The sequence below is a fragment of the Nocardia sp. CWNU-33 genome, from assembly GCF_046764895.1.
In the GTDB taxonomy this organism is placed as follows: domain Bacteria; phylum Actinomycetota; class Actinomycetes; order Mycobacteriales; family Mycobacteriaceae; genus Nocardia.
The window spans coordinates 36,571-46,333 of sequence record NZ_JBKOQN010000046.1; the positions used below are offsets into that span (position 1 = coordinate 36,571).

Annotated in this window: 10 protein-coding genes and 2 pseudogenes; 5 read left to right on the plus strand and 7 right to left on the minus strand. The window is 63.6% G+C overall.

The window, feature by feature from the left end:
- Window positions 1-92 precede the first annotated feature (92 nt).
- Window positions 93-620, plus strand: a pseudogene (locus ACLMAL_RS35545) (serine/threonine-protein kinase); the annotation flags it as partial.
- 463 nt (window positions 621-1,083) lie between these two features.
- On the opposite strand, the gene ACLMAL_RS35550 reads toward ACLMAL_RS35545, so the two are convergent.
- Window positions 1,084-1,488 carry a hypothetical protein gene (locus tag ACLMAL_RS35550; RefSeq protein WP_412003070.1) on the minus strand — a complete coding sequence of 135 codons (405 nt, stop codon included), beginning with the start codon at window positions 1,486-1,488 and terminating at the stop codon, window positions 1,084-1,086.
- Window positions 1,489-1,793: 305 nt separating this feature from the next.
- On the opposite strand from ACLMAL_RS35550, the gene ACLMAL_RS35555 reads away from it, so the two are divergent.
- The 3 genes from ACLMAL_RS35555 to ACLMAL_RS35565 all read left to right on the plus strand — a co-directional run bounded on the left by ACLMAL_RS35555 (window position 1,794) and on the right by ACLMAL_RS35565 (window position 4,357).
- Window positions 1,794-2,324 (plus strand): tetratricopeptide repeat protein, encoded by a 531-nt coding sequence (locus ACLMAL_RS35555; RefSeq protein ID WP_412003071.1) that lies wholly within the window; start codon window positions 1,794-1,796, stop codon window positions 2,322-2,324.
- 444 nt (window positions 2,325-2,768) lie between these two features.
- Window positions 2,769-2,891: a hypothetical protein gene (locus ACLMAL_RS35560; protein ID WP_412003072.1), complete on the plus strand. Its 123-nt coding sequence runs from the start codon at window positions 2,769-2,771 to the stop codon at window positions 2,889-2,891.
- 521 nt (window positions 2,892-3,412) lie between these two features.
- Window positions 3,413-4,357: a YihY/virulence factor BrkB family protein gene (locus ACLMAL_RS35565; RefSeq protein ID WP_412003073.1), complete on the plus strand. Its 945-nt coding sequence runs from the start codon at window positions 3,413-3,415 to the stop codon at window positions 4,355-4,357.
- A gap of 11 nt (window positions 4,358-4,368) precedes the next feature.
- Here the strand turns inward: ACLMAL_RS35565 and ACLMAL_RS35570 are convergent, their stop codons facing one another.
- The 3 genes from ACLMAL_RS35570 to ACLMAL_RS35580 all read right to left on the minus strand — a co-directional run bounded on the left by ACLMAL_RS35570 (window position 4,369) and on the right by ACLMAL_RS35580 (window position 5,892).
- Window positions 4,369-4,770 carry a lipopolysaccharide assembly LapA domain-containing protein gene (locus ACLMAL_RS35570; RefSeq protein WP_328404800.1) on the minus strand — a complete coding sequence of 134 codons (402 nt, stop codon included), beginning with the start codon at window positions 4,768-4,770 and terminating at the stop codon, window positions 4,369-4,371.
- A 185-nt stretch (window positions 4,771-4,955) separates the two neighbouring features.
- Window positions 4,956-5,159 (minus strand): cold-shock protein, encoded by a 204-nt coding sequence (locus ACLMAL_RS35575; protein WP_328404798.1) that lies wholly within the window; start codon window positions 5,157-5,159, stop codon window positions 4,956-4,958.
- A gap of 313 nt (window positions 5,160-5,472) precedes the next feature.
- Window positions 5,473-5,892: an Hsp20/alpha crystallin family protein gene (locus tag ACLMAL_RS35580; RefSeq protein WP_412003074.1), complete on the minus strand. Its 420-nt coding sequence runs from the start codon at window positions 5,890-5,892 to the stop codon at window positions 5,473-5,475.
- A gap of 843 nt (window positions 5,893-6,735) precedes the next feature.
- Between ACLMAL_RS35580 and ACLMAL_RS35585 the strand changes: the two genes are divergently transcribed.
- On the plus strand, window positions 6,736-7,026 hold the full coding sequence (locus ACLMAL_RS35585) for a MerR family transcriptional regulator (RefSeq protein WP_328413311.1): 291 nt from the start codon (window positions 6,736-6,738) through the stop codon (window positions 7,024-7,026).
- A 141-nt stretch (window positions 7,027-7,167) separates the two neighbouring features.
- On the opposite strand, the pseudogene ACLMAL_RS35590 reads toward ACLMAL_RS35585, so the two are convergent.
- The 3 genes and pseudogenes from ACLMAL_RS35590 to ACLMAL_RS35600 all read right to left on the minus strand — a co-directional run.
- Window positions 7,168-7,392: pseudogene (locus ACLMAL_RS35590) on the minus strand (Hsp20 family protein); the annotation flags it as partial.
- An 858-nt stretch (window positions 7,393-8,250) separates the two neighbouring features.
- Complete coding sequence (locus ACLMAL_RS35595; protein WP_412003075.1) at window positions 8,251-8,625, minus strand: STAS domain-containing protein; 375 nt, start codon at window positions 8,623-8,625, stop codon at window positions 8,251-8,253.
- Between the two features lie 219 nt (window positions 8,626-8,844).
- A complete protein-coding gene (locus ACLMAL_RS35600; RefSeq protein WP_412003076.1) occupies window positions 8,845-9,345 on the minus strand; it encodes a hypothetical protein in 501 nt (166 codons plus the stop codon).
- Window positions 9,346-9,763: the final 418 nt, after the last annotated feature.

Genomic DNA, 9,763 nt, shown 5'->3' on the forward strand with positions numbered 1-9,763 from the left:
GAAGATCCTGCACCACACCGCCTTGCGACGGCGAGTTCGCCACCCGGTTCGAACGCGAAGCCGAGCATGTCGCACACCTCGATCACCGCAACATCGTCGCGGTCCATGATTGCGGCATCGAACAGAACCAACCGTGGCTGTCCATGCAGTACATCGACGGTCGAGACCTGGCGAAGATCCTTGCGCAAGGACCTGTTTCGGTGACCAGAGCGGTGTACATCCTCGGTGAGGTCGCGCGCGGCCTCGACCACGCACACCGCGCCGGCATCTGGCACCGCGACGTCAAACCCGCCAACATCCTTGTCGCGGCGGTTCGCGATGAAGAAGACCGAGTGCTGGTCACCGACTTCGGTATCGCTCGCGCCTTGGACGATTCGGTGTCGCTCACCGCGACGGGAGCGGTTGTGGCGACACTGGCTTACGCTGCGCCCGAGCAGATACCGCGTGGTGATGTCGATCATCGGGTAGACGTTTACGCGTTGGGTGCCACTCTGTTCAAGATGCTCACCGGTACACAGCCGTATCGTCGATCGTCCGCGTTGGCGGTGATGCATGCGCACTTGTCCGAGCCTCCGCCGAAACCGTTGGCGATCGACCCCGCCCTGGAAGCGTTCGATGAGGTGATCGCCAGGGCCATGGCCAAGAATCCGGACGATCGCTTCCAGACCTGTAGGGCGTTGGCCGAAGCGGCAACCTCGGCACTCGGGGACACAGCCACACCGCCGCCCTTGCCGGTGACGGGTCCGCCCGCTGTCGGTCCGGTCAACGAGCCGAACGCAGAGACCATCCTCGCCGCGCGGGCACGCCGGGAATCACCCGTGCCCGAACGTGTTCCAGGCCATGCTGTACATGCCCGCTCCGGCTGGCCGGGCCTGGCGTTATTGAGCGCAATGGCGGCCATCGGGGTTGCAGTGCTGATTGCGGTCATCGCGTTCCTCGGCTACCGCGACGCCACCGGCAACGACAGTTCCGCTTCCACCCCAACGCGGATCTCGGTCTTGCCACCGCCACTGAGGTCCGACGGCCACGGCGACTATACGATGGACACGGCAGTCTCCGGGGCAGGGGGACGATGCCCGTGCTCTACAAGAGCACGGGCATCGTCCGGAAGAAACCTGCGGGATCGAGTACCGAAGTCCAGGTGCCCAACCTCGACTTTGTCCAAGCGGGCTTATCGACATACATCGTCGTCAACAGCGGCTGGTCGAAGCTGGTCTGGTACTTCTCGGCCACAACCAGAATGCGGTACTCCCGTTTAGGAACTGTCGGAGCGCTCGGATCGTCTGCGCGCACATAGCCGAAGCGGTCGGGCAACTCCTTGTCCGCGAAGCCATTGAGTTTGGGCTCGGTGTACTCAATGTCGTCGATCTTGACCGTGCCGGAGAAGGCTACGAGAGTGCCGTAGTCAGTCAGACCGCGCTCCTCGATATGACTGCGGATGGCCTGGTAGAGACGTACGGCATGCTCACGACTGGGAGTGACCACCATGGCTTTGGCTCGCCCGCCGAGCGCCGAGTCTGAAATGGACGCTCTCGTCAAGGCATACTTCGAGGCTCTTGACGGTGGCCAGGCCAGCGAGGAACAGGTCAGGACGCGCACGCCAAGCTATACCACTTGAGGGTACCCCGACGGGTAGCTCGCCGCTGTTGGCATCGGATGGCCGAGATCTGGACCCTTGCCGACCGATTACCCGCCCCTTCGGGGGTTGGACCCACCGCGCCCGGGCGGACACTCGCCCGCCCGCGCAGCCTCGGGTTGCGGGCAGGTCGCTGACCAATGATGAATTCAACGAGGTGGTCGACCGAGCGGCGAAGCTCGCCGGGGAGGGACAGTTCGCGCAGGCTGCAGACCTGTTGAGCGAGTCCTTGGGGCGGGCCGACGACGATATTATCGTTGAGGATTTGAGCCTAGCGCTCGCCCACGTGCACTACCTAGGCGGATATTTCCGCGCCGCCGCTACGCTCTTCGAGAGGGTTGGGGCGGCACGGGACGGTCGGTACGATGCTGCGGACGCGACGATTCAGGAGTGCCGATACTACGCTGCGCAGTGCCGTATGGAGATTGGCGAGTCCACCGCGGCCCTCGCTGCCTTCGGTAGCTTTGTCCGGTGGGAGCCGGACGTGCATGACGAGGGAGCAGTCGATCGACATCTCGACGCACTAGCCCAGATGATGCGGTTGGAAGCTGGCGCTGAACGGTTCCAACAAGCACAAGCGGCCGCGATCGTCCTACGTGATGCGCTGAGAAGGTACCGAGGGCCGGAGGCTCCAGATCTCGACGAAATCGATGGGTTCCTCGCTAGACTCCGTCGGCTCACTGATTAATCGAAGATGACCTTGCGTGGCTTTAGGCAGCGCTACACAAGGCATTCACCGAACCCCCGGATCGGTACGTGATCACCGAAATAGGATGGTCGCAATCGAGATTCGCCGCGGAGAGCAAGGGTCTTCGTTGCTCGCGTCGCCAGCAGTCCACACCAGTCCTCCATGGTGCCAACAACTCTCAGCTTGGTACGGGATTGCGAAGATACCCGCGTGCTGAAGGCCGCCCGGGCGCAAATGCGGGGAACACTCCGGCATCCTGCACGCGCCAAGGTGTTCTCCCTGTCCAGTGGCTATTCGCCTGCGTGATGGTTCATCGGGATCGGCCGTGGGTGTCGCGTCGGGGATGCCGCGGCGTTGGAGCGCGGACCGGATCGTGGTGTGGGCCACCTCGAGGTGGTCACCGATTCGGTGGAGTGATTCGCCATTTTGGTATCTGGTGGCGGCGTGGTCGATCTCGCCATCGGTGAGCCGCCGTTGCTGTCGGATCGCTACGCCGCCGGAGCGGATGACGTGAAGGATGCTGGCTTTAGCGAGTTGCCACTGGGCGGAGAGGCGTTTGGCAGATGACCCGGCTTCATAGGCCGCGATGATCTCTGCTCGTTCGGTGTCGGTGAGTCGTCGCTCAAGTTGGTGCGCCCGCTTCGGTGCGGGCCGGACTGGCGATGTTGGAGCGGGGGCAGTGAGGTCCGGCAGCTTGGCCAGCAACTTCTCCAGTGCGTCTACCTGCATGTTCGTGTTGTAGTAAGTTCCCCCAACGTCCACGTATTAATACAGGTCAGGACCGGTATCGCACCGGTCCTGGCCTGCTTCATTTGCGCCGCCCCCACGTTTACCCCACGGTTTCGCCCCAATGTTTTCATCATGCTGGGGGACGTGTGGGAGGGTGGCTGTCCCTGACCTGGACGCCGTGGCTTGCGCCCGGACTCAGGGTTGCGCTCGAGGTGCACCAGCGCTGCCCGCGACCAGTCTCGGGCGTGGCTTGTCGAGGAAGTGCGATCAATCGAGGACGGAGGCTCACGACCTGTAGCCGGCCATGTGTTTTGGGTGACGGCGCCTGGGTATCCGCGTGCTGGCCGGGAGGTGCGTGGATGACTGTTGAGCGGGTGTCGGGCCCGACGGACCTGCGGTGGAGGTCCTGGCGTGATGCGCTGTGGCGCACGATTGGCGCGGTCTGGTCGGACAAGCTCACGGATTGGGCTGCGGCGCTGACCTATTACAGCGTGCTGTCGCTCTTTCCGGGTCTGTTGGTGCTCACTGCGGTTCTCGGCATGCTGGAGCCCAGCTCGACGGATACGCTGATCGACACCGTTGAGCAGCTCGGACCGGGCAGCGGTATCGCCCTTCTCGTCGACGCGATCGAGAATCTGCAGAATGCACGTTCGCTGTCGGGGCCCGTGGCGATGGCCGGGCTTGCCGTCGCGGTGTGGACCGCCTCCGCCTACGTCGGCGCGTTCATTCGCGCCGCGAACTCGATCTACGAGATCGATGAAGGCCGTTCGATGTGGAAGACGTTGCCACTGCGGCTTGGATTGACCGTCGCGCTGCTGGTCGTCGTCGCGGCGTGCACGGTCGGGGTGGTCGCCACCGGAGCGGTGGCTCGCGAGATCGGTGGGTGGTTCGGTGTCGGCTCGGCGGGTGTCCGGATCTGGGATGTACTCAAGTGGCCTGTGTTGGCTGTGCTGGTGAGTTTGGTGTGCGCGCTGCTCTACTGGGCCGCGCCGAATGTTCGGCACCCTGGGTTCCGTTGGCTGACACCGGGAAGTGTGCTTACGGTAATTGTCTGGACCACTGCCTCAGCCGGATTCGCGGTCTATGTCGCGAATTTCGGTTCGTTCAACAAGGTTTACGGCTCATTGGCCGCTGCGGTGGTCTTCCTGGTGTGGTTGTGGATCACGAATCTCGCGGTGCTGATGGGTGCGGCGTTCGATGCCGAACTAGCGCGTGGGCGCGGCATCGAGCAAGGACGGTCACCTGATGCGACCCCGTTCCTACCGGCGCGCGACGAACCCGACTCAGGCGACACTGCCGCTTGATGAGCGGTCGTTCACGGCGTGTTCGCGTTCCGCTTTTGCGGGCGCGCGCTGTTCTTTCGGGATCGGGCCAGCTTGTTGAATGCCTGGCGGAGCTGGATGATTCGGATTCCTCCTGCCACGGCCATGACCAGTAGTCCGACGACGGCGGCGACCAGGATTGCGACCCCGATCGGCAGGGCGAAATGCCATCCGAGGAAGCCGAGCCGAACGCTGGTCGTGTTTTGAACTACGAAAATCAAGAGCACGATCAGGAATGCGCCGCCAGCGGCCAGGCTCACCCAGATGCTGCCCGCTCTGGTGCGGGCGACCCCGGTCGGCGGTGGCAGCGGTGGCTGGGTGGGGGGAGACGGTGTAGGCGGTACATCGTCGCGCTTGGGATATACAGACGGTTTACCTTGCTCGGCAGACTCCACGATGCTCTCCTCAGTTCGCGACAGCAGCGGCACCTCGGGTGTTTGTGCGCTGCGCTCATGCGGGCTTCCGCTCTAGCGGAATAGCCCAACTATCGCTTCTGAACCAATCTCGGAGTCGCCGGTGCTACACGAATGAGAAAGGCCCCGCACCTCGATGGTGCGGAGCCTTTACAAGTCACGCTGGATCAGATAGCGCGGACATCCTGGGCCTGCGGACCCTTCTGGCCCTGGCCTACCTCGAACTCCACGCGCTGGCCCTCTTCGAGCGACTTGAAACCCGCCCCGCCGATAGCCGAGTAATGCACGAAGACGTCAGGGCCGCCTCCGTCTTGAGCGATAAAGCCGAAGCCTTTTTCACCGTTGAACCACTTCACACTGCCTTGAGCCATGTTATTAACAACTTCTTCTCTGTAGGTGAGCCGTGCAGATCACTTCGATACGCCCGGTCTCAACAAGTAACTATGCCATGAACCGCAGAATCCGCACGTCGGGGGCTCGTGGACCGAGCACTCGACATGGTCGGCCGGAGCCACGGGACAGCGAACGCTCGTCGCAGTTCCGGTATCCCACACGATCGGGTCGGTCTCAGCGAGCGGTTGTTCGGCCGGTCGAGGTGCTGGGCAGGGACGTGCACGACGCGAGCCCGGCCGAGATGGCCGGGCTCGCGGAGTACCTGTTCGTTTTCCGGCGTACTCGTTCGTGTCAGGCGTTGATGGCCTGCCGTCGGTTGCTGCCTTCGATGTTGATCTTGCGTGGCTTGGCTTTCTCCGCGATCTGGATGCGAAGTCGCAGCACACCATCGTTGTAGTCGGCGCTGATGGCCTCGGTGTCGAGGGACTCGCCGAGGAATAACTGCCGACTGAACACGCCCCGTGCTCGTTCCGCGGCGATCAATTCCCGGCCCGCGTTCAACTCCGGACGCTGTGCTCGCACGGTGAGTACGTTGCGTTCGACATCCAGATCCAGCGAATCCGGATCGACGCCGGGTAGATCCAGCTCGACCACGAATTCCTCGCCTTCGCGCCACGCATCCATCGGCATCGCCGCCGGACGTGCCGCAGTGCCGAATACCTGCTGTGTGAACCGGTCCAGATCCCGGAACGGATCGGTACGCATCAACATGGTCGCCACCTCCAACTGTCCTTTCATCTCGAATCGACTGGCAAGATAATCTGTGCCAGTGGGTGCATATTTCTTATAGCACCGGGGGTGACTGTGTGCAACCGGCGAGCGTCGACAGGATTCGTCCGTGGCGTAACCCTGTGGGATGGTGCGCTGCTTCGGGCGCGCCGTCCCAGCAGGGAAAAGCCTGTACGTCGGGTTTATTCATGCACCCGCGTGCTGTTGGCTGAGTTCGAGGAGTGCTGTTGGGCGTGGTCTCGCCACGCGAGGGTCGCTGCTCGTGACGGTCGAGCGGGCTACGGATCAGCGAGGGAAAAACTGTAGTGGTGAATGTAGACAACCGATGCATACTGTTGTACTGTCGCTCTTGTTCAGAGAGTAGGAAGTCCGGTGGCCGTGGCAGAGATGAACTGCCCGGAAGATGTTAGGTTCGGCCGTCCCCTCCGGCTGGGGTGAAGTGAAGTAGTTGATGTTTGGTTGTACCGCCGGAGGGGACGAAGAACACCGCAAGTAAGCGCAGGAAGCGTCTCGACGAGTTTCCGAGCGGGACCGCGTCGCTGGTTGGCGCGGGGTGCGCATCCAACGAACCGGGAGGTGGTCTACGAGCAAACACATACGCACTACGCGTCCCTGTGCACATGTCCGGACGCGGTGTGCGACACCGGCCTTGCCGGCCGATAGTCGGAATTGAAACAACAGATAGATCGACCCCAGGCCCTGGCGCTGTACGCGCCGGGGCCTGGAGGCATGAAATCCTCGAGAGGTGTAGTGGAAGATCCGCAAGCGAACCCTGACAGCACGCCCGCCGACCGGCTCGATGACGATGACTACCCCGCCTACAGCATGGGCCGGGCCGCGGAAATCGTCGGAGTCACTCAAGCCTTCCTGCGTGGTCTCGACGCCGCTGAACTGCTGACCCCGCAACGCTCCGAGGGTGGCCACCGCCGCTACTCTCGCTACCAATTGCGTATCGCGGCTCGGGTCCGGCAACTCGTCGACGAAGGCAACCCACTCGAGGCCGCGTGCCGCATCGTCATCCTCGAAGATCAGCTCGCCGAAGCCCAGCGCATCAACAGCGAACTACAGCAAACCCTCCGAGATGGCCGGGGCAAGGATCGGCACCCGCCGGAGTGACGGACCAACGGCGGCCGATCCGCTGTCGAAACAGGCGGAACCGATTCGCGCTGCCGACTGGAAGGTCACGCGTGGGTGGGCAGCAACTCGGTGATCTGACCCCGTGTGCGGGATTTGATCTCGTCGCGGAGTGGCCACACTTATCAACTGCCGGCTGAACACCCCACGGGAACGTTCAGCGGCGATCATTTCCCGGCCGGAGTCCAGCTCCGGGCGTGCGGCTCGCACGGTTACCACGTTGCGCTCGATATCCGGGTCCAGAGACTTCGGGTCGATACCGGGCAGATCGAACTCGGCCACGAACTCATCGCCCTCGCGCCAGGCATCCATCGGCATCACCGTGGGACGGGCTGCCGTGCCGAACACCTCCCGATGACGTGCTCTACGGAATTCCGGGCGGGCATGAGGGCTCCGAGACGTGGGCGGGCATTCCGGTCGCCTTCAGGCAACCATGAGACACATCCAACCGTCCGCCCACCGTCCGATCTAGCAACGATGCCGGTAGGGATCATGCCGGTGTAGTGGTGTCGTAAATAGGGCCCGGGCCGACTACCTCCCAGCGCCGTGCAGGCCACCGTGTTGAGACCACGTAACCAGGAGTCACTGGCGCGGTTGACCGACCTTGTCGTCGCCGGGTAGAGCGATACCCGGATGGGTCGTTAGACCCGCGGGCGTGGGACCAGCGGTCCTCGGGTGGCACGTGATCGACGGCGGCGCCACAGGTTCGGCAGCGTCGGAAGTCTTACCTAACGCGGCGTGGCTCGACCCGTGCCGACCACCATCCACGGTGACGCCGACGGCGCGGTTGAACCGGCGTCCTGGCCGCCTCGAGGACTCCTCAGTGCCCACGCGGGGCGCAGAGATTTCGACGCCGAGGTCGGGCCGCCCGCCTCAACGGAACGAGGTTGGGGGATCGCGTCCCCGCCCCTCGCCAGCATCCCTGAGCACTACCTCCCGCGGCCACCGCTACCTCGACCTCGCTACAGCAGGCAACCGCGCTGGTATGCATGGGCACCCGACCAGCGCTGCCATTCCCCCGCGATACGGCCAATGAAACGAGTCGAGGTCCAGGTATTCGAACTCCTCGCCCGCATGGTGGTGGCCTGAAGTCTGCGCTCGCTGTCAGGGTCTCCAGGTTTGGTCGGAGATCGAAGTTTCGTGGTGGCGCGCGGGGCATCGCTTCCGCTTCGCACCACCTGCCGAACCGGGCGTGAGGGGTCGGGCTTACGACGGTGGCGTGAGGACGGCGGTGGTGCGGGCCAATGCCATCGCACGGTGCGGGTAGATCGCGAGTATCGAGTCCAATCCTGTCAGGCGTAGTGGCCGTGCGGCTGCGCCCGTGGCGATGACCGCGAAAACCGTGTCCGGCCCGGCGAGGCTGTTTGCGTCGATGAGTGGTTGGAGACCGGCGGAATCCATGAACGAGATTCCGCTCAGGTCCACCAAGACTCGGGCCGGATGGTCATGCAGGACCCGATCGAGCGCGATTACCAGCCCTGGCGCGGTGCGCGCGTCTACTTCGCCTCGGACAACGAGGACTGGACCGTATTTATCGTGTTTTTCGATCTCGGCGTCCATTCTGCCGGCCTTGTGGATCATCTGAGCTCCTCCGTCACAGGGGCTCCCCCAGCGCCCGGCGATCGTTCCCCATTCGAACCGGCGTTCCCCCTACACCGCACGGCGACACATCGCGGCTGTTGGGCACTGAGACGGAGAACGGCCAGTTGGACGTGTCGAACAGTCCGTTCTTGGTCGGGCTCATCGGTTCTGGGCTCATCTGTGGGCGACCAGGGCGGGCCTGAGGCATGGCGCAGGTTCTCACGCTGTGATGGCTGTGTCGCGGGCCAGGATAGTCGCGGCCCGAAGCGCCACCTTTTGGATGATGCGTTCGGTGGGACCACCGAAACTGGTGCGGTAAGGCGAGTAGAAGGTGAGAACACCGAACGCGGTGCGGTCGCGACCTGCGATCAAAGGCTGGCAATGCAGTGACCGAACACCCAGCACGACCAGCCGGGCAATACAGTCCGCCCAGCGGTGCTCGACCACGAGATCGGCCACCGTGACCGGACACGCGGTGACAAGACACTCCAATACGGGCCCCGCCGGGTAGGTCAGCTGGGCGTGTTCCCACTGTTGCGCGCGCGGCGTCGAGGCAGCGACCGCAGCGAGCTCGCCCCGCCGGTAGGTGGTGATTCCCACCGCGGGGTGTCCAGGCACCTGCGCTGCGGCCAAGGCGATCAGCTGGCGCACCACCACATATTTGGAGTCCAGGCCGAGGCGCTTGTCGGTAGCCGGAGTGGTCAGAAACTGCGGCATCATGAACCCCTCGCCTCGCTCGGAAAGTCCATCGCTACGCAGACGGGATTACCTCTGCCCGACGGCGCTGAGGTAACAGCAGTGCCCGACCAGTATCGACCCAGCAACCGACCGGTGTGTTCGATTCGCGGGAAATGGATGATTGCGTAGAGGCAATGGCTGCGGCTGGAAGCCCGGGGCTACTCGCATCGCGCCATTGCAGCGGTCAGTGCCGCCTGGGTGAACGGCCGGTGGCGTATCGGAATTTCGTGCACGACCTGCAGAGGGTGCGAGCACTGGGATTGGCTACCGAACCGGTGTGTCACCTGATCCCTTCGGCCTGCGCGACGGATATCGGCTCGTGATCGACCGCCGTGAAGACATCGATGGACATGTCCTCGTCCCGGTAGTGCGCCAGCGTCGACAAGCCGCGAGTAGTGCA

What these genes read in the sequence shown, in the direction of transcription:
- ACLMAL_RS35550 (WP_412003070.1), bottom strand. Translation starts at nt 1,488, where the DNA reads ATGGTGGTCACTCCCAGTCGTGAGCATGCCGTACGTCTCTACCAGGCC.
- ACLMAL_RS35565 (WP_412003073.1), top strand. Translation starts at nt 3,413, where the DNA reads ATGACTGTTGAGCGGGTGTCGGGCCCGACGGACCTGCGGTGGAGGTCC.
- ACLMAL_RS35575 (WP_328404798.1), bottom strand. Translation starts at nt 5,159, where the DNA reads ATGGCTCAAGGCAGTGTGAAGTGGTTCAACGGTGAAAAAGGCTTCGGC.
- ACLMAL_RS35580 (WP_412003074.1), bottom strand. Translation starts at nt 5,892, where the DNA reads ATGTTGATGCGTACCGATCCGTTCCGGGATCTGGACCGGTTCACACAG.
- ACLMAL_RS35585 (WP_328413311.1), top strand. Translation starts at nt 6,736, where the DNA reads ATGGGCCGGGCCGCGGAAATCGTCGGAGTCACTCAAGCCTTCCTGCGT.
- ACLMAL_RS35595 (WP_412003075.1), bottom strand. Translation starts at nt 8,625, where the DNA reads ATGATCCACAAGGCCGGCAGAATGGACGCCGAGATCGAAAAACACGAT.
- ACLMAL_RS35600 (WP_412003076.1), bottom strand. Translation starts at nt 9,345, where the DNA reads ATGATGCCGCAGTTTCTGACCACTCCGGCTACCGACAAGCGCCTCGGC.